The following is an 18,311-nucleotide window of genomic DNA, read 5'->3' on the forward strand; positions in this document are numbered from 1 at the left end:
ATTCGTGAATTCATGGGTGTCCGTTTCGTGTTAGGCGCGCACGCCCCACAGCTCGAGCTTGAGCGATGGGAACTCGCCCGCCACGTGCAGCGCGATGCCGCCGTGACGCACGACCTCTTCCCAGAGCGGCCCGCCCTGCGTGAGTTCGTAATAGATGTAGCCCGCGTTGAACGGGATCTGCCGCGGCGGCACCGGCAACGCCTGCAAGCCGATGCCTGGCAGATGGCTGCGAACGAGGCTCGGCAGCTTGTCGGACGGACCGGCCTTAGCCTGCGCGAGGAACTGCTGCTGCAGCACGTCTGGCGGCATCGCCGCATGGACCGCAAGCACAACGGCGGTATAGCCCTGCATCTCGACCGGATCGACTACCGCGTTGCGCATGCCGTGGCCCCGGTCTTCCAGCGTGATGCTCTGCGCACTACGAACCAGCACGGCATTGAGCAGCCGATGCGTATCGTCGACGACCGGTTTCAGACACAGGTGCGGCGTCGTATGCTGATACGACGGATGCGTGTCGAGGGGCCGGCGCGTGTCGGTGCGCAGGTGCGTCGACAGCTCGCCCGCCATGCCGATCAGCAGCGCATAGATGTCTGCGGGCGAAGTCGCCGGCACGCGCAGCAGATGCTGCAGCACCGGCTCGTAGCGGTTGAGAATCTGCAGCAACAGATAGTCGGTCACCGTCGCGGCGCTCGCCGTGGTGCCGTCGGTGCCTGCAAGCCGCTGCGCGAGTGCGTTCGCACGCAGGCGCGCGAGATCGTGGATTTTCGTCACCCAGCCCGTCAGCACGTCGCTTGCGCCGTACCCGGACACCGGCGGCACGAGCGTGTCGTCGAGCTCGATACTGCCGTCCGCACGGATCGTCTTCACACGGGTGAGGGCAAGGCCGATCCATGCGTCACCGAGTTCCTTTTCGGGCAGCAGGCGCAATCGCAGGTTCGACAGCTGCACCGGCTCGGGGGCAAGCCCGATCGAATTCGTGTCGCGCAGCTCGGTATCGAACACCAGATAGCGTGCGAGCGAATCCGCGGTGTTCTCGAAGGTCGTCTCTTCGCAGTTCGGCAAACGCACCGGCACGGCCAGATAAATCACCTGGTCGAGATGTTCTGGCCGGATCGTCAGCGGCGGCGGCAGCGGCGTATTGCCGGGTGCATCGAACGGCGTGCCGTCGGCGAACACCCCCGCGGCCGACTTGACGATTACCTTGCCGAGCGCAAGCGATTCGAGATCGAGCGCAAAGTGCGCGAAGCCGAAGAAGAACGGCGAAAGCGGCGCCGCGCGCATGTGCGCATACTTCTCGAAATAGCGGTCCTGCTGCTGGAACAGTTGCGGGCGGAAAAACAGCCCCTCCTGCCAGGCGACCTTGGCGTACCAGCTCATGCGGACCTTCCGTTTCGTTGCGCGAAGACTTTCATTTTCTTGTTTCGGTGATCTTGACGGCGTTCGCTTCAAGATCGATATTCAGCTTCAGCTTCGGCGTGGAGAAGCTGTACCACGCCTTGTCCAGCGTGCCCGGCATCGCGTAGACCGTGCGCCACACGGAGTTCGGCAGGTCGCGGTAGGCCGCGATCACACCGATCGCTGTCGTTGCGGGATCGGGCCGGCGGATGATCACCTGGTGCTCGCCGGGACGCAGCTGCAGCTCGTCGCGTTTGACAACGTCGTCGGCCAGCACTGTCTTGTCCTGGGTCTGCAGCGTGAAGAAATCGGCCGCCTTGAAGGCGCCATCGTTCTTCAGTTCGTAGATGCGCACGACGATCGGCGCCGGCCGGCTACGCTCATCCGGATTAACACCGGGCAACGCGCTCACGCTCATTTCGAGCCGCATCGGCTCCTTCGGCTTCGGTTCGCCGCTTGCGCAGGCAGAAAGCGCGAGGACGCAGGCGAGCGCGGGAACGATCAGGATCGAACGCATGCAGGATTTACCTTGATAGACGGCAGGAAACGCCGCGCAGCCGGAGGGGGCTGGACTTTCGCCCGGTGCGCGGCGTTCCATGGACTTACGCTTCCTTGTTGCCCTTGATGTCGAAGCTCGCAGTCACCGCACCACCGCTGCCGCCCTGCGCGTTCTGCACGACATACTCCTGCTTCACCTTCGCGAACGACAGCGACACCGTCTCGCGGCTCTTCTCGGCATCGGTCTTGCTGCCCGACGGCTTCACGCGCGTGACGATCACGTCGCTCATCGTGAGCTTCAGGTATTCGAGCGGATTGCCGCCGGCCTTGCGCATGACCAGCGTCGCCTGATCGATGTGCTTGCCCGTGAGCGCGTACTTCATCAGGTTCGGGCTCGCGCGGTCGATGTTGTGCTCGAACGTCAGGTCCTTGACCGTGGCCTTGCCAGCACCACCGCCGCTGCCCGCGTGCATCGAGGATTCCTGCTGGATCTCCCAATCCCAGTTCAGGACTTCGATTTCGTCCTTGTGCTTGTCGTCGAGCGATTCGCCGTTGATGCCATCAATTTTCAGAAAAATATCCTGAGCCATTTCTTCACTCCATGTTGTTGCTGATAATGAAAGCGGCCGGGTTCAAGGTATATCGTGCCCGGCCACACGAGGACTCCCACCGACATTTCAGGCGACTTCCTTGATCGACGGCAGCTTCGTGACGAGACGAAGCGACACGGTCAGCCCTTCGAGCTGGAAGTGCGGACGCAGGAAGAACTTCGAGTTGTAGTAGCCGGGGTTGCCCTCGACCTCCTCCACAACCACTTCGGCGGCCGCCAGCGGCCGGCGTGCCTTCGTGTCCTGCGACGAGTTGGCGGGATCGGCATCGACGTAGTGCATGACCCATTCGTTCAGCCAGCGCTGCATGTCCTCGCGCTCCTTGAACGCGCCGATCTTGTCGCGCACGATGCACTTCAGGTAGTGCGCAAAGCGCGAGCAGGCAAAGAGGTACGGCAGGCGCGACGACAGGTTCGCGTTGGCGGTGGCGTCAGCGTCGTGATACTCGGCCGGCTTCTGCAGCGACTGCGCGCCAATGAAGGTCGCGTGGTCGGTGTTCTTGCGGTGCACGAGCGGAATGAAGCCGTTCTTCGACAGCTCCGCTTCGCGGCGGTCAGAGATGGCGATCTCGGTCGGACACTTCATGTCGACGCCGCCGTCGTCGGTCGGGAACGTATGGCACGGCAGGTTTTCAACCGTGCCGCCCGATTCGACACCGCGGATCAGCGAGCACCAGCCGTACAGCTTGAACGAGCGGTTGATGTTCACGCCCATTGCGTACGCGGCGTTCGCCCAACCGTAGCGGCTGTGATCGGAGCCGTTCGTGTCTTCCTCGAAATCGAACTCGTCGACCGGATTGGTCTTCGCGCCATACGGCAGACGTGCGAGGAAACGCGGCATCGCGAGACCCACGTAGCGCGCGTCCTCGGTATTGCGCATCGAATTCCACGCGGTATATTCGAGGTTCTGCGTGAAGATCTTCGTCAGGTCACGCGGATTCGCGAGTTCCTGCCACGATTCCATCTGCAGCACCGACGGCGCGGCGCCGGTAATGAACGGCGTGTGCGCTGCCGCTGCGACCTTCGCGATCGAACCCAGCAGATCGACGTCCGGCGGCGTATGGTCGAAGTAGTAGTCGGCCACAAGACAACCGTACGGTTCGCCGCCGAGCTGGCCGTACTCTTCCTCGTAGATCTGCTTGAAGAGCGGACTCTGGTCCCATGCGAGCCCCTTGTAGCGGCGCATCGTGCGATGCAGCTCGGTCTTCGAGACATCCATGAAGCGAATCTTCAGGTGTTCGTCGGTCTCGGTGTTCGACACGAGGTGATGCAGGCCGCGCCAGGCCGATTCGAGCGCCTGGTAATCGTCATGGTGAAGAATCAGGTTGATCTGTTCCGAGAGCTTGTGATCGATCTGCGCGATGATCGCGGCGATGCTCTTGTAGGCGTCGTCGCTAATCGTCGTGGTCTGCGCGAGCGCCTGTTCGGCGAGCGTCTGGACCGCGTATTCGACGGCCTCTCGGGCCTGCTCCGTCTTCGGCCGGAATTCCCGCTCCAGCAGGTTCGTAAAATCGGACTGGGTAGTTGTCTGCGCCTGGGCGGTCTGCGCTTGCTGTTTCGCCATGATGGTCATCCTCGATCGGTTCGTCGGTCAGTTCGCGCTTTCTGCGTCGGCAGCGCCATTCTCCTGGCGCTCCGGCTTCGGTGCGGCCGCGAGCGACTTGAGTAGCGCCGGGTCCTGCAGCAGCTGCGTGACGAGCGCCTCCGCGCCCGACTTGCCATCCATGTAGGTCTGCAGGTTCGCGAGCTGCGTGCGGGCCTCGAGCAGCTGGCGCAGCGGTTCGACCTTGCGCGCGATCGCAGCCGGCGAAAAGTCCTCCATGCTCTCGAAGGTCATGTCGACCATCATCTGGCCTTCGCCCGTGAGCGTGTTCGCCACGGCAAACGCGACGCGCGGCCGGATCGCTTTCATGCGCTCATCAAAATTGTCGATGTCGATGTCAAGGAACCGCCGGTCCGACACGGCCGGCAGCGGCTCGACCGGATGCTTGCCTGACAGGTCGGCCAGCACGCCCATCACGAACGGCAGCTCGACCTTCTTCTCCGAACCGTAGACCTCGACGTCGTACTCGATCTGCACACGCGGCGCACGATTGCGCGCGATGAATTTCTGCGAACTGCTGGCGGACATGAACGGGCTCCAAAGAGGGGGTGGATGGACTGCGAGCTCAGCGAACCCGCTCGTCTGAATGGGTAGAAAGCGCCTCGAACGTCAACGCCTGCGCCGGCGCGGCAACGGAATCGGCAATGCCGATTGCGATGTGCGAAAGCGCGGCTTTCGACGTGAACGCATCGAGCCAGAGGGCCGACAGGCGCGGCAGGATGTGCTGCTCGATGAAGCCGATGAGCACACGCGCGCCGGTTTCCTGCACGAGGCAGCGCCCGACGATGTAGTCGACGACCGCGTCGCCGTACGCGAGCGCGATGTCGTGGCTGTCCGCCATGCGCTTCACGACACGGTCCAGATGCAGGCGCACGATGCGCGCGAGCGCGCTGTCGGCGAGCGGCCGGTAAGGCACCACGGTCACGCGTCCGAGAAACGCCGCCGGGAATGCCTTCAGCAATTCGGGCGTCAGCGCTTCGCGCAGTCCTCCTGCGTCCGGCGCGAGAGACGCATCGGCGCACAGGCTCGCGGTCAGATCGGAGCCGACGTTGCTCGTGAGCAGAATGGTGGTATTGCGGAAATCGATGTAGCGGCCATCGCCGTCTTCCATGTAGCCCTTGTCGAACACCTGGAAGAACATCTCGTGCACGTCGCGATGGGCTTTCTCGACTTCGTCGAGCAGCACGACCGAGTACGGGCGACGCCGCACCGCTTCGGTCAGCACGCCCCCTTCGCCGTAACCGACGTAGCCGGGGGGCGCACCCTTCAGGCCCGACACGGTGTGCGATTCCTGATACTCGCTCATGTTGATCGTGATCAGGTTCTGCTCGCCACCGTACAGCGCCTCGGCAAGCGCCAGCGCCGTTTCGGTCTTGCCGACGCCAGAGGGACCGGCGAGCAGAAATACGCCCAGCGGCTTCTTCGGGTCGGTCAGGCCCGCGCGCGCGGTCTGCACGCGCTCGCCAATCTGGCGGAGTGCGTCGGTCTGGCCGATCACGCGCGCTTCGAGCGTGTCGGGAAGCTTGCGCACGGCCGCGATCTCGTCCGTGACCATGCGCCCCGCGGGAATACCGGTCCAGTCTGACACGATCTCAGCGACAATCGCTTCGTCGACCTCCGGAAAGACCAGTGGTGCATCTCCCTGCAGGTCGATCAGTGCGCGCTCGAGCCCGCGCAGCTTCGCGACTGACGCTGACAGATCCTCCGGCGTGCCGTCGACATTTCCGGTCACCGTTTCGCGCGCCGTCAATAAGGCCTGCGCAGCCGCAACCTGTTCGCGCCAGCGGATCTCGATTGCCGCCTCTTCCGTAGCGAGTACGTCGATACGTGCGCGCACCCCCATCAATGCCTTGTCTGCGTCCAGACCAATTCGGGCTTCCTGCACGAGCAGCGCTTCCTCCGCACGCGCAGCGGCAAGACGCTGACGCACGTCGTCCAGTTCACGCGGCGCAGCATGCTGCGACAGCGCGACACGAGCGCACGCTGTGTCGAGCAGGCTGATCGCCTTGTCCGGCAACTGACGCGAAGGAATATAGCGATGCGAGAGTGTGACGGCCGCGCGGATCGCTTCGTCACGCACCACGACGCCGTGATGCGACGAGAACGTTTGCACCAGACCGCGCACCATGTCGATCGCAGCTGCCTCGGACGGCTCCGCGACCTGCAGGACCTGAAAGCGGCGCGTGAGCGCCGGGTCTTTCTCGATGTGCCGCTTGTACTCAGACCAGGTGGTTGCGCCAACCGTGCGGATCGTGCCGCGCGCTAGCGCCGGTTTGAGCAGGTTGGCGGCATCGCCCGTGCCGGCCTGGCCACCCGCGCCGATCAACGTGTGGATTTCGTCGACGAAGAGGATGACCGGCACCGGCGACTTCGCGGCGGCTTCGAGCAGCCCTTTCAGGCGCGCCTCGAACTCGCCCTTCATGCTGGCGCCGGCAAGCAGTGCGCCCACGTCGAGGCTCAGCAGGCGCACGTCGGCGAGCTTCGGCGGCACGTTGCCGGACGCGATCGCGCGCGCCAGCCCTTCGACAACCGCAGTCTTGCCGACACCGGCTTCCCCCGTGAGCAGCGGGTTGTTCTGCCGGCGGCGCAGCAGCACGTCGATCATCGTGCGGATTTCAAGTTCGCGGCCGATCACCGGGTCGATCTCGCCAGCGCGAGCGCGCGCGGTCAGGTCCGTACAGTACTGTTCGAGCGAACCACCCTTCGTGGCATTTGACACAGCGCCAGAGGCGTCGCCGGGCGTGGCGGGCGCGAAATCGCTACGGTCGTACGGTGCATCGTCCGCCTCGGGCGAGCCGTCGATCCAGGCGGGCAGCACGTCATCGAGACCGTCGACGGGAATCCTGGCAAATGCCGGGGAAATCGAGAGCAGCACGCGCCGTAACTCGGCATTAGTGACGAGCGCCGCGACGAGCCATGCGCCGCGCACACGGCGGTCACCGTAACTGAGGGTGGCAAGCACCCACGCGCGCTCGATGGCCGATTCAATGTGCCAGGAGAAGTCGCTGATCGAACTCGCGCCAGCCGGCAGGGCCGCCAGCGCGCGGGCGAAGTCACGTTCGAGTGCTTCGCGGTCAATGCCCGCGTGTCGCACGATCCGATGCACGTCGCCATCCGGTTGCTGAAGCAACTGATGCAGCCAGTGGATGAGCTCAACGTACGGATTGCCCCGCAGCTTGCAGAAGCTGGTCGCCGATTCAATACCGCGGTAAAGCTGAACCCCGAGCTTGCCGAACAGCGTCTGGCGTGAAATCGTCATGCGTACCTTCTTGTTGTTCCCTACAGCCCGTTCCCGGCCCGCCATGGCGGTGAGGAGTCCTATTCAGACGGCAGATCCGCCGCCCCACTGGCGATGCAATTGCGGCATTGGTCCACTGCCGCGTTTCAAACGGGAGAACGAGAAAGGTCTCCCAAGGCGCGCATTATTCTCATGAATACACGTCGCCGTCAACTTACGCACCCCGGAAAATCCGAGTCGAATCGTATCTCACCTTACCACGCCCCGATCAATACCCTACCGCGGCCATCGGATTCACCACCCACCAAACCATACATTAATCTTACAATCGTCAAGTCGTTGATAACATTGAGTAACTCAATTTTAAATGTGAAAAACTTTTACACCTTTCCCGCAAGCCACTGATTATCATGAGATTTGATCTTTGTTTATTTTTAAATTTGACATTTCCTGACATTTATTGACCATCAAAATCCCCTATCTCAATTTTCCGATATTCCACACTCAATCCGGATGGACTCAGTCGGGGATAGACGGGTCCCCGCGACTCGTGTTTAAAATGCGGGCTTCCTGTCACCGGACACCGCCGATGCGCTCCCTCCGCCTGCCCTGGCGCCAACGCCAACCGGATGTCGCGCACACCGAACCCGTGCTGCGCGACGGGAACGGGCGACGCACGGCCAGCATCCCCGAATCCGACCTTCCGGCACGCGAAGCACCTGACCGTTCACCTGGCGATGACGCCGTGTTCGGCCTGATTGGCATTGGAAGCATGGACAGCGCCGAGGCGAACGCACACACCCGGGTTTCTGCTCCAACCGGCGACGCCGACAGCGCCGATGCGCTTGTCGATGCGCTGCATGCACAGTACTGGCGTGCCCTCACCGATCCCCACGCGTCGCTCACCGATTCGTGGGCACCGCAAGTGGACGAGCCGTCAGCACACGCAGCGACACAGGACGCGCCGGACGAATGGCACGCTCAGGACGCTCATCGCGAATCCGCGTCAATCGAAGCCCTGCTGTCAGGCGAACGCACGCTCGAGGACGTGTTCGGCCGGCTGGAAGGCGACCTCGCGCTCGAAGAGGCGTCCGTTCCGGAAGTGCTGCGGCTCTTCGCCCCACCGGAATTTCACGCGGCCGACGCGCGCCGCGCGCCTGCCCTGCCCCCCGCGCTTACCCGGCGCGAACACCACGCACTGTCGGTCGACAGTCCGCTTACCGCGCCAACACGCGAGAACGACGCATGAATACCCGAACCGCTGCGGGCGAACCGCACACGCATCGCCCGCAAGACACGCCGCTGGTTGAACAGATCGCGAGAATCGAGTCGCGCATTCGTGCGCAACCCACCACCGCCACGCACCGCTGGGCGCTGTTCCAGTTGATGTGCGTCACGGGTGACTGGGCGCGCGCCGTGCAGCAGTTGCAGACATGGGCGAAGCTCGATGCGGGTCAGTTGCAGACCGCGCAGGTTTTTCGCGACCTGATCCGCGCCGAACGCTGGCGGGCGAAGGTAGTCGGCGGACAGGAACGCCCAGGCTTCGTCCACGAGCCCGATTCATGGGTCAGGGAGCTGGTAGGCGCGTTGCGGCTCGCGGCGGATGGGCAAAGCGAGGCCGCCGACGACGCGCGTGAAAGCGCGCTGGATGGGGCGCCACTCGTTGCCGCCCGCACGCCGCGCGGTGTCGCAGGATGGATTGCGGACAGCGACTCGCGTTTCGGTCCTGTATGCGAGTTCATCACGGCGGGACACTATCGCTGGGTGCCGTTCGCCGATCTGGCCGCGTGGCGTGTGTCGCCGCCCACGAATCTGATCGATCTTGTCTGGGCGCCCTGTGTGCTGACGCTGACCGACGGCAGCGTCGTGCGCGGCTTCATGCCCGCACGTTACCCCGGTTCCGATGCGGCGAACGATTCGCTGCGTCTCGGCCATGAAACAGTGTGGCATGAGTCGGGGCGTACCGCCGTCATCGCACTCGGACAGAAAACCTGGACGACCGAACAGGGCGACTTCGGGCTGTTCGAGCTGGCCGACACAACGTTCGGCACGCCGCATGGGTCGACGACTGTGGACGGCGCCACCGCCGGGGAACCGGTCAATGACTGAGCGCAGGAAGCCTTCTTCTCCCGCAGACGTGCTGGCCTCACGGACGCCACGAAGGGCCAGTGCGCACCTGATGCCAACCCTGCTCGACCGGCTGCGCGACGACGCACCGCACCGTCAGGTGGAGGCCCCCGAGGAATACACCGTCACGCGCAGACAGATGCGCGACATCGTGCAGCGCGACCTGGCGTACCTGCTCAACACGACCAGCATCGAAGACCAGATCGATCGCGCGCGCTATCCGCATGCAGCCGCTTCGACGGTCAACTTTGGTGTACCGCCGCTCTCGGGCACCTTCCTCGCGTCGCGCCAGTGGAACGACATCGAGCGGATGATCCGCCAGGCCATCACCGATTTCGAGCCGCGGCTGATCCCCGATTCGCTGGTGGTGTCGCCGAGCCGGACGACCGACGCCGGCGAACATCACAACGTCCTTGCGTTCGAGGTACGGGGCCTCGTGCACATGGACCCGTATCCGCTCGAATTCATGGTGCAGAGCTCGCTCGATCTCGAAACGAGCGAGATCCAGATCACCGGCGTGCGTAACAGCTGAACGCCGCACGGCACAACGACTACAACGAGATCGATCCGATGGACCCGCGACTGCTCGACTACTACAACCAGGAACTGCTCTACATGCGCGAGCTCGCTGCCGAGTTCGGACAGGCGCACCCGAAGATCGCGCGGCGTCTGGGCATGCAGGCGGGCGAAGTGGCGGACCCTTACGTCGAGCGCCTGATCGAGTCGTTCTGCTTCATGGCCGCGCGCATGCAGATCAAGCTCGACGCGGAATTCCCGCGCTTCACGGGCCGGCTGCTGGAAGTGATCTACCCGAACTACGTGGCGCCCACGCCGTCGATCGCGGTCGCGCGCCTCTATCCGGGCCGGACCGAAGGCAATCTCGTCGAAGGCTATCGCGTCGCACGCGGCACGTCGTTCACCGCACGGGTGCCCGATGGGGAAAAAACCGCATGCCAGTTCACCAGCGGGCAGGACGTCACACTCTGGCCGCTCACGATCACCGAGGCTCGCCTGACGGGCATTCCGCCCGACATTCCGGCGCTGGACCGTTACGTACCGGCGGGCACGCAGGTGCGCGGCGCGCTGCGGCTCAGGCTTGCCACCACGGGCGACGTGCGTGTGTCCGACCTGAAGGGCCTGGACCGGCTGCCCGTCTATCTCGCTGGCGACGAACAGGTTGCCTCGCACCTCTTCGAGCTCCTGCATGTCGCGGGCGTCGCATCCGTGATCGCCGCGCCTGGCCAATTCGGCGCATCGGGTCGGCCGCCCGCAGCCGTCACCCGCAACGCGGTGGAACACGAAGGCTTGCGTACCGATCAGAACCTGTTGCCGCTCACCTGGACGAAATTCCATGGGCACAACCTGCTGCACGAGTATTTCGCGTGTCCCGAACGGTTCTGGTTCTTCGCGCTCAACGGTCTCGCAGAAGGTCTGTCCCGCGTGGATGGCCGCGAGGTCGAAATCGTCGTGCTGCTCGATCGCGCGCCAGGCCAGCTCGCGAACCTCGTCGATGCGTCGCGCTTCGCGCTCTTCTGCACACCCGTCATCAATCTCTTCAAGAAGCACACCGACAAGGTCGAAATCTCGCCGCGCGAGACCGAATTCCATCTGGTGCCGGCGAGGCTCGCACCGCTCGACTATGAGGTGTTCTCCATCGGGAAAGTGTATGGACAGGTGGCAATCACGTCGACCGAACTGGAATTCCGCCCGCTCTACCAGACGCTGAACAACGACGAAGGCAATCACGGACGCTACTTCTCGACGCGGCGCGAGCGGCGACTCGTGTCCAACTCGGCACGCCGTTACGGTACGCGCACGCCCTATGTCGGAAGCGAAGTGTTCCTCTCCCTCGTCGACCAGAACGAGGCGCCGTATGGCGAGGCCATCCGCTTCCTGTCGGTCGATGCACTGCTCACGAACCGGGATCTCGCCACGCTCGTGCCGCGCGATGGCGTACGAGACCTCGAGACTGCGCAATCCGCGCCGGTCGAGAGCATCGGGCTCATTCGCGCGCCGAGCTCACCCAAAGCGCCGTTTGCCGAACGCGAGATGGCCTGGCGTCTGATCCGTCAGCTCAACTTCAACTACCTGCCGTTCGAGGATCTCGATCACCGTGAAGGTGGACAGGGCCTGCGCGATCTGTTACGCCTGTACCTCCCGGACGAGGACACCGGGCACCTGCGGCAGGTCGAGAGCCTCGTCGGCGTACAAACGCGCCCCGTGACGCGCAAGCTTCCAGGTACCGGCCCGATGACGTTCGGTCGCGGCATCGAATGCGCATTGACGGTCGATGAAGCGGGTTTCTCCGGCGTGAGTCCGTATCTGTTGGGCGTCATTCTCGAACACTGGCTGGCGCGGCACGTGTCGATCAACAGTTTTACGCAAACCGAGCTGCACTCGATGCAGCGTGGCCGGATCGCGCGGTGGCCCGTGCGCACCGGTACGCGCGGAGTCCTCTGATGAAGAGTGCCACCCTGCCCGCGCTGATGCGCGACAGCACGCTCTCGCCGGAACTGCTCGAACGCCTGCAGGCCGAGCCGTGGCGATTCGGGTTCCTGTCGCTGCTGCGGCGCATCGGTGCGAACGCAACGATCGATCCCGTCGGCACGGCGCGCCGGCCTCAAGCGGAGCCGTTCCGTCTCGGACAGCAACCGAGTCTCGCCTTCGCGCCGCGTGAAGTTGCAAGCGTTCAGGAATCCGGCGGACGGCTGAAGGTGCGGCTCTTCGGTCTTGGCATGCTCGGCCCCAACGGACCGCTGCCGATCCATGTCACCGAGATAGCGAAGGATCGCGAGGACAGCCGGCGCGATATGACGACCGTCGACTTCTTCGACATCTTCCATCACCGCTTCTTCACGCTGTTCTATCGGGCCTGGGCATCGGGCCAAGCCGCGGCGGGACTTGACCGCAAGGACGACGAGCGGTTTTCGTTCTACATCGCGAGCCTGGCTGGCCAGGACGTCAACGAAATCCAGCAACGCCCGCTGCCCTCGCATGCGCGTCTCGCAGCCTCCGCGCACCTCGTGCGCGAATCGCGCAATCCGGATGGACTTCGCGCAACGCTCGAACACTACTTCGGCGTGCCAGTTGTGATCGAGGAGAACGTGTTTCACTGGATCGAGATCGATCCCGCCGATCAGGGACGCATGGGCCGACCGGGGCCGGCCGCGACGATGGGGCACGGCGCCATGCTCGGCCGCGTCGCGCCAGATCGCCAGCACCGGTTTCGTATCGTCATCGGGCCGGTGGATCTCGACGCCTATCTGCGCTTCACGCCCCAGGGCGAAGATCTGCCGCGGCTCGTGGAATGGGTGCGGGCGTTCGTCGGCCATGAACTGGAATGGGAACTCGAACTGCGCATCCGGCCCGAGAGCGCGCCGCCGGCCGTGATGGGCGGTCAGCAGCGCATGGGCTGGTCGGGATGGCTAGGCCGCCCGAGCCCCCACAAACCGATCACCGGCATGCGCTTCGAGCCTGAGCGCTACGTTCGGTACTTCAATCGCCGCGCCACTGAATCTGAAAATCGACCATGAGCAAGAAACCATCCGTTCAGCGGGCAGACTCCGACAAAGCCCCTGCCGGGCGCGCGCCCCATCATGACTGGCTTGCGCCTGTGAGCGACGTCGCACCGTGCGGCCCGGACCTCGAATACGACCACGATTTCGTCGTGCTCTTCGCGAACGCGGCGCCCAGACAGGACGCGCAGTACGGCGCATTCGTCGGCACACCCGATCCCGTCAGCTGGAGTGAAGTCGAGCGCGATTGCCGCCGACTGATGATGCGCACCAAGGACGTCCGTGTCGCCGTGCTTTATACCCGTTGCCGCACTCGACTGGCTGGCGCGTCAGGTCTCGCGGAAGGCACGGGGCTCCTCACCGCCTGGCTGGACACGTTTGCAGACAGCGTTCATCCACAGCCCGACGTCGTCGGAGAACGCAGCGCTGCACTCGAAATGCGGATGAATGCACTGCAGGCGCTCGCCGATCCCGAGGGACTGCTCGCCGACGTGCGGGAAATGGTGCTCACGAAATCGACCGTGACGCGCCTGCAGGTCCGCGACGTCGAGCGCGCGTTTGCACATCCGAGACCGGCCGATGCGCTCGCGCCGGATTCTGTCGCGCAGCAGCTTCACGACCTTCGCACGCACCAACCTACCGTCATGGCGGGCTTCGACGAGGCAATCGCGAATCTTGCCGCGATCGATGACTGGTGCACCCGTCATGTTGAAGCGTACCAGCCAGACCTGTCGCCGGTGACACGGCTGCTCAGCAGGTTAGGCGCGCCTGCGTCGCCGGCTGCAGCCGAACCCGATGTGCAATCCACCGAAGCGGCTCCCGTCACGGACGAGGTCGGCGAACACGAAGCGATAGCCACGCCCGAACCGGCGAATACCGCACCTGTTGGCGTTCCCGACACCACGACGATGCAATCCGGCTCTGCGCCGGCTGACCGCCAGGCGGCGCTTGCGTTGATCCGCACGGCCCGCGCGTGGTTCGAAGCCCACGAACCGAGCAGTCCGATTCCGGTGTTGCTCAGGCGCGCCGAACAGTTCGTCGGCAAACGCTATGCCGACATCGTCAAGGCGATTCCCGCGGATCTTCTTGCACAGTGGGAAGATGCCGATGCGTCTTGAAAACGCTGCACGACAAACGTATACGACGAGACGGAAGACAGAAACATGAGCGACCAACACTATTCGGCAGGCATTGGCGAGCTAAAGCGAGTCGCCTGGCAACGCACGCTCGAGCCGGTTGAGAAAGAAACACGCCAGACAGCGCCGCGCTGGCTGCTGCGCGCATCGATCGCAGCGATCCTCGTGTCGGTGTTCGCCACCTGGGCGTGTCTCGATGCGATATTGGTTCACACAGCCACTGCTGTTCCGGTCCGCCACTGAACGTAACGATGACACAGCGAACCTTCACGACCGCGGCTTTGCTAATCGTCGCGACCTCGATGCTCCTCCTGTGCGACGGCGCCGCGTGCGCAGAGTATCGCGAACAATGGATGAGCGAGACGGCACTGCAGCACGAAGCGCAACAGCATGCGTCAGCCACAACCCGAACGAGCAACACCGCCCATGGGTCGGGCCGTAAAACCGGCGCGGCGACCGAAGGCGGGAGCCATGCCCGCAGTCGCGTCGGACCGACGGACAGCGACCCGATCGCCGCATTTGCGTCGGCCGCCATGAAACCACTCACTGTGAATTCACATACAGCTCGAACCCCGGACGCACCCGGACTTGACCGACGCTCCGTGACAACCAGCACTTCGAAACTAGCACGAGGCGCGCCGAACAATTCGGCGGCAGACAGATCTTCAAGATCATCCAAGCGGTCCCGACTAAGCTCCTGACACGGTGGCTGAGCGCTAATGTCGCTCAGCAAGCCAAGCCTATTCACCCTTCAACCTTGAACTTCTCCGATTACGAACATGAATTCCAGCCATACGCCGCAAGACGGCGAGAGTCGTAGAAAAGGGACAACATCACAGCACTTCGCGGCCCAAACCGTACATGACGCCTCCAAGCTCGCTCGCACCAGCGGCGCACTGAGATGGGGCCAGGGGCTGATCGCGACCATTCTTGCATTGGTGTTGGCCTTCCTTTGCCTGCTGGGCGTACTGGCATTTCATTTTCCTCAATACCTCACGACGCCGGAGCTGCGCCACGTTTATTCCGTCGACACGATGCGAACCCTTCTCTTCGCGGCATTGATCGTCTCGGGCGGCCTGGCTCTCGCCAGTATCGTGCTGGGTAACCGGCGGCGGCTTAATGGACTTGCCTTTGTCCTGGTACTGGCTGCGGTGACGCTAGGCGGCTCGCGTGTGTCGGTGGGTGATTTCCCCGACCACACGCCGTACATCGGACTCGACTGGTTCATTCTCGATCTGCTGGGTTCGACCACGATCTTCATCCTGCTCGAGAAGGCATTCCCGCTCTATCGCAATCAACCGGTCTTCCGCGCCGAATGGCAAACCGATATGGCGCATTTTGCCGTCAACCACTTCATCGTCGGCCTGGTACTGCTGGTGGTAAATTTTTTGATTCATCACGTGTTCGGCTGGATGGTCAATGCCGAATTCCAGCAGATGGTGCAGCACATCTGGTTCCTCCCGCAGTTGCTGCTCTGCATGCTGGTGGCAGACCTGATGGAGTACGTCACGCACCGCGCATATCACGAGGTGCCATTCCTGTGGCGCTTTCATGCCGTGCACCACAGCGTCAAGACGATGGACTGGCTGGCCGGGTCCCGTCAGCACATTCTTGAGTTGGTCGTCACACGCGTGGCCGTGCTGGGTCCGTTGTTCGCGCTTGGATTCGACAAGACGGTGGTCGACCTCTACATCATCATCGTCGGCTTCCAGGCCGTATTCAATCATGCCAATGTACATCTGCCGTGGGGACCGCTCCGATACATCTTCGTGACACCCGACTTCCATCACTGGCATCACTCTTCGGAAGACGAGGCGATTGACAAGAACTACGCTGCCCACTTCTCGTTCATCGATTACATATTCGGCACTACCGTGAAATCGAAGCGCGCGTTTCCAGAAAAGTATGGCGTGGTGGGTGACTACGTACCTGACGGCTTCATCAAGCAGCAGCGCTTTCCGTTTCGTCGCGACAACACAAGGACAGATGTGGCGCAATCGTGATTGCTGTCGCCGCAATCACATAACGCACGCATTGGCCAATCTCGTTCAATGACGCGGCGACGTTAGGCTCTGCTCTGAGTAGTTAGATAACTGTGCAAGTCGGAGCCGGCACGTCCTGACGGATCAATCGGCACTTTTATTTGTCGCGGTGGTTCATCGTGCGATTGCAGGAACGCGTGACGTGCCCCCCAGGAAATGGACCAGCCGGAGCCCGGCCTGTTCCGACAATAAAATCACTTATATGTCACTCATCCATACCCTCCGTCAACGAATCATGGGTGGCCACGTTGCGGTGCTCGCGATCGCTGCCATGTTGGCGGGCCTGATGTTCCTGACAAAACCCCATCAGGTCACCCCCCCGTCCAAAAATGTTCGCATCACGTTCGGCATTCGCGACCTCTATGCGCCGTTTCTCACAACCAAGGAGAATGCCGAAGTACTGAGCAGTCTGTCGACACGTACCAAGGTTATTGCAACTTATACCCACACAACCCATTCGTTTCATCTGCTCGGCTGCGAAGTCGGCGTTGGCTGCTGGCCCGCACCGCACTGGAGCGAAGATTCAACGGAACAGAACCGGGCATTACCGACCAGGATCGCGGCAGACGCAAATCCCGGCGCGCCACGCGCCTTTAGCGTCGAAATGCCTGCGGCTCTTGAGGGCGGATATGTGCTCTCGGGTCTCTATTTGGAAGTGCCTGCCAATACGCTCTACCAACAGCCAAGCTATCGCTCGCTCGTCAAGAAGATTACGGCGACGCCCTCCGCTCTTGATCGCGATCCGCCCGACCCGGCGTTCGAATACCTGGTCCATTTTGAGGATTACGACCCGTCGCAGACGCGAGGCGACGATCAGGACTGCCTGTTCCTCTCAACACCATCGGGTTTTCCGGAGATCCGAATCCCGGTCGTGGTTCAACTCAGTACCGATTCGAAACGGATGTCATTGGAGCGTCTGATGCACGACACTTGCCCGCTAGTGGGCGAAGACTTTGGCAGTCAAGCCGGCGCTGCACACGGCCATCTGCCACCAAGCAGAATCGCCGCCGCACAGGTCAAGATCGATCTCGAAGGCGTTCATGATGCGGCCCGACTCGGTGGCCCTCTTCCTGTCTCCGAAGGCATGACGCGCTGGTTCCGTCGCAGTAGCGAGGGCGCGTATGCGGACTTGACTGAATTCGGTCCGCTCCTGCAACTGTCGATGCGCGTGCGCGGCGATAACGCACACCCGGCGTACAACGTGCTGCCAATCCGGACTGAGAGATGGACTTTTTTCAACGATGAACTCGTCGGCTATTCCGGCGACATTTACTACGACACGCAGGCAGCCACGGTGGAAGACATGAACACCATTCACTGGGATCAGTACTTTCACGACGGCAAATCTGTCTTGACGAAGATGGAGCCGACACATTGTGACGAGCAGGGCTGTAAGGACGCGCAAGCCGAAATTCTCGCTGAAATGTCAAAACCGTACGATGCGTTACAAGCTGAAGCACGGTCATATGTGCAACTACGTGGCGCGCTCAGACCAGAAAGGCCCTGACGCACCGACGACAATCGGTGGACGAATGTCGTAGCAGGTCGAGTCATTACGGAAAAATATCCAGACACATGAACTCGAAATATAGCAATGTCTGCATAACGAAAAACACTTTTGAAATGATGGTGATGCCAGGCAATCGATCGACAGTGGTAAAGCGCCTCTGTGTGGCAGCCTTGGCGGCGCAGGTCTTGGCAGGTGGCAGCACATACGCGACGAGCAGTGAGATGTCGCCCATGCAATGCGGACAGCCGCTTGCACAGCGCTTGACGCAGGCTGCGATTGCCTCACTTGGCGCCGTGCAGCAGGACGGTTCTCTTTACGGCATGCAGCGTTGGACCGTGGCCACGCGAGCGAGCTATGTCGGTCTGCAATTTCCAGGGCTGCTCTCGTGCGCGTACACGGTGAGCGCGATCTTCCGGGCAGCGTGTCATCCAATCGGTAATCTTGCTTCGGTTTCGGCTATCGACACTGCCTTGTCGCGGTGGCCGAAGATCGTGAAGATCGAAGACCTTAAGCCCATCGTCTTATACATATCTTCGAGCCCCGGTTGCCGAGGCCGGAAAGAAGCGTTTACATTCAATGAGATAGCGCAGCGCTTGTAAACTGTCGGCGGATCGCGTTTACTTTCGCACTTTGCGTGAAC

Annotated in this window: 16 protein-coding genes; 10 read left to right on the forward strand and 6 right to left on the reverse strand. The window is 62.6% G+C overall.

The window, feature by feature from the left end; genetic code table 11:
- Positions 1-30 precede the first annotated feature (30 nt).
- The 6 genes from tssK to tssH all read right to left on the reverse strand — a co-directional run bounded on the left by tssK (position 31) and on the right by tssH (position 7,362).
- Entirely contained in the window at positions 31-1,377 is a 1,347-nt protein-coding gene (tssK, locus tag GD429_RS37580; protein WP_152864944.1) for a type VI secretion system baseplate subunit TssK, read from the reverse strand.
- Between the two features lie 31 nt (positions 1,378-1,408).
- Positions 1,409-1,912, reverse strand: a complete 504-nt coding sequence (tssJ, locus tag GD429_RS37585) for a type VI secretion system lipoprotein TssJ (protein WP_152864978.1) — start codon at positions 1,910-1,912, stop codon at positions 1,409-1,411.
- Positions 1,913-1,997: 85 nt separating this feature from the next.
- Positions 1,998-2,483, reverse strand: a complete 486-nt coding sequence (locus GD429_RS37590) for an Hcp family type VI secretion system effector (RefSeq protein ID WP_113048134.1) — start codon at positions 2,481-2,483, stop codon at positions 1,998-2,000.
- Between the two features lie 87 nt (positions 2,484-2,570).
- Positions 2,571-4,064: a type VI secretion system contractile sheath large subunit gene (tssC, locus tag GD429_RS37595; protein WP_152864946.1), complete on the reverse strand. Its 1,494-nt coding sequence runs from the start codon at positions 4,062-4,064 to the stop codon at positions 2,571-2,573.
- A 27-nt stretch (positions 4,065-4,091) separates the two neighbouring features.
- Positions 4,092-4,631, reverse strand: coding sequence for a type VI secretion system contractile sheath small subunit (tssB, locus tag GD429_RS37600; RefSeq protein WP_152864948.1), 540 nt, complete (start codon positions 4,629-4,631; stop codon positions 4,092-4,094).
- Between the two features lie 37 nt (positions 4,632-4,668).
- The gene (tssH, locus tag GD429_RS37605) at positions 4,669-7,362 is read right to left on the reverse strand and encodes a type VI secretion system ATPase TssH (protein ID WP_152864950.1); all 2,694 of its coding nucleotides are present in this window, start codon (positions 7,360-7,362) and stop codon (positions 4,669-4,671) included.
- A gap of 568 nt (positions 7,363-7,930) precedes the next feature.
- Here tssH and GD429_RS37610 point away from each other — a divergent pair.
- The 10 genes from GD429_RS37610 to GD429_RS37655 all read left to right on the forward strand — a co-directional run bounded on the left by GD429_RS37610 (position 7,931) and on the right by GD429_RS37655 (position 18,270).
- Entirely contained in the window at positions 7,931-8,590 is a 660-nt protein-coding gene (locus GD429_RS37610) for a TagK domain-containing protein (RefSeq protein WP_152864952.1), read from the forward strand.
- Positions 8,587-9,450 carry a type VI secretion system accessory protein TagJ gene (locus GD429_RS37615; protein ID WP_152864954.1) on the forward strand — a complete coding sequence of 288 codons (864 nt, stop codon included), beginning with the start codon at positions 8,587-8,589 and terminating at the stop codon, positions 9,448-9,450. Before GD429_RS37610 ends, GD429_RS37615 begins: the two co-directional genes overlap by 4 nt.
- The gene (gene tssE, locus GD429_RS37620) at positions 9,443-10,000 is read left to right on the forward strand and encodes a type VI secretion system baseplate subunit TssE (protein WP_152864956.1); all 558 of its coding nucleotides are present in this window, start codon (positions 9,443-9,445) and stop codon (positions 9,998-10,000) included. The genes GD429_RS37615 and tssE overlap by 8 nt, the downstream gene beginning before the upstream one ends.
- A 38-nt stretch (positions 10,001-10,038) precedes the next feature.
- Positions 10,039-11,928: a type VI secretion system baseplate subunit TssF gene (tssF, locus tag GD429_RS37625; protein ID WP_152864958.1), complete on the forward strand. Its 1,890-nt coding sequence runs from the start codon at positions 10,039-10,041 to the stop codon at positions 11,926-11,928.
- Positions 11,928-13,001, forward strand: coding sequence for a type VI secretion system baseplate subunit TssG (gene tssG / locus GD429_RS37630; protein ID WP_152864960.1), 1,074 nt, complete (start codon positions 11,928-11,930; stop codon positions 12,999-13,001). The genes tssF and tssG overlap by 1 nt, the downstream gene beginning before the upstream one ends.
- Positions 12,998-14,101: an ImpA family type VI secretion system protein gene (locus GD429_RS37635; RefSeq protein ID WP_152864962.1), complete on the forward strand. Its 1,104-nt coding sequence runs from the start codon at positions 12,998-13,000 to the stop codon at positions 14,099-14,101. Before tssG ends, GD429_RS37635 begins: the two co-directional genes overlap by 4 nt.
- 45 nt (positions 14,102-14,146) lie before the next feature.
- Entirely contained in the window at positions 14,147-14,362 is a 216-nt protein-coding gene (locus GD429_RS37640) for a hypothetical protein (protein WP_152864964.1), read from the forward strand.
- A gap of 536 nt (positions 14,363-14,898) precedes the next feature.
- Positions 14,899-16,122 (forward strand): sterol desaturase family protein, encoded by a 1,224-nt coding sequence (locus GD429_RS37645; RefSeq protein ID WP_152864966.1) that lies wholly within the window; start codon positions 14,899-14,901, stop codon positions 16,120-16,122.
- A gap of 241 nt (positions 16,123-16,363) precedes the next feature.
- Positions 16,364-17,668: a hypothetical protein gene (locus tag GD429_RS37650; protein ID WP_152864968.1), complete on the forward strand. Its 1,305-nt coding sequence runs from the start codon at positions 16,364-16,366 to the stop codon at positions 17,666-17,668.
- Between the two features lie 68 nt (positions 17,669-17,736).
- On the forward strand, positions 17,737-18,270 hold the full coding sequence (locus GD429_RS37655) for a hypothetical protein (RefSeq protein ID WP_152864970.1): 534 nt from the start codon (positions 17,737-17,739) through the stop codon (positions 18,268-18,270).
- The last annotated feature ends 41 nt before the right edge of the window (positions 18,271-18,311 follow it).

It is taken from the genome of Burkholderia sp. BE17 (genome assembly GCF_009362305.1).
Classification (GTDB): domain Bacteria; phylum Pseudomonadota; class Gammaproteobacteria; order Burkholderiales; family Burkholderiaceae; genus Burkholderia; species Burkholderia pyrrocinia_C.

What these genes read in the sequence shown, in the direction of transcription:
- tssK (WP_152864944.1), bottom strand. Translation starts at nt 1,377, where the DNA reads ATGAGCTGGTACGCCAAGGTCGCCTGGCAGGAGGGGCTGTTTTTCCGC.
- tssJ (WP_152864978.1), bottom strand. Translation starts at nt 1,912, where the DNA reads ATGCGTTCGATCCTGATCGTTCCCGCGCTCGCCTGCGTCCTCGCGCTT.
- GD429_RS37590 (WP_113048134.1), bottom strand. Translation starts at nt 2,483, where the DNA reads ATGGCTCAGGATATTTTTCTGAAAATTGATGGCATCAACGGCGAATCG.
- tssC (WP_152864946.1), bottom strand. Translation starts at nt 4,064, where the DNA reads ATGGCGAAACAGCAAGCGCAGACCGCCCAGGCGCAGACAACTACCCAG.
- tssB (WP_152864948.1), bottom strand. Translation starts at nt 4,631, where the DNA reads ATGTCCGCCAGCAGTTCGCAGAAATTCATCGCGCGCAATCGTGCGCCG.
- tssH (WP_152864950.1), bottom strand. Translation starts at nt 7,362, where the DNA reads ATGACGATTTCACGCCAGACGCTGTTCGGCAAGCTCGGGGTTCAGCTT.
- GD429_RS37610 (WP_152864952.1), top strand. Translation starts at nt 7,931, where the DNA reads ATGCGCTCCCTCCGCCTGCCCTGGCGCCAACGCCAACCGGATGTCGCG.
- GD429_RS37615 (WP_152864954.1), top strand. Translation starts at nt 8,587, where the DNA reads ATGAATACCCGAACCGCTGCGGGCGAACCGCACACGCATCGCCCGCAA.
- tssE (WP_152864956.1), top strand. Translation starts at nt 9,443, where the DNA reads ATGACTGAGCGCAGGAAGCCTTCTTCTCCCGCAGACGTGCTGGCCTCA.
- tssF (WP_152864958.1), top strand. Translation starts at nt 10,039, where the DNA reads ATGGACCCGCGACTGCTCGACTACTACAACCAGGAACTGCTCTACATG.
- tssG (WP_152864960.1), top strand. Translation starts at nt 11,928, where the DNA reads ATGAAGAGTGCCACCCTGCCCGCGCTGATGCGCGACAGCACGCTCTCG.
- GD429_RS37635 (WP_152864962.1), top strand. Translation starts at nt 12,998, where the DNA reads ATGAGCAAGAAACCATCCGTTCAGCGGGCAGACTCCGACAAAGCCCCT.
- GD429_RS37640 (WP_152864964.1), top strand. Translation starts at nt 14,147, where the DNA reads ATGAGCGACCAACACTATTCGGCAGGCATTGGCGAGCTAAAGCGAGTC.
- GD429_RS37645 (WP_152864966.1), top strand. Translation starts at nt 14,899, where the DNA reads ATGAATTCCAGCCATACGCCGCAAGACGGCGAGAGTCGTAGAAAAGGG.
- GD429_RS37650 (WP_152864968.1), top strand. Translation starts at nt 16,364, where the DNA reads ATGTCACTCATCCATACCCTCCGTCAACGAATCATGGGTGGCCACGTT.
- GD429_RS37655 (WP_152864970.1), top strand. Translation starts at nt 17,737, where the DNA reads ATGAACTCGAAATATAGCAATGTCTGCATAACGAAAAACACTTTTGAA.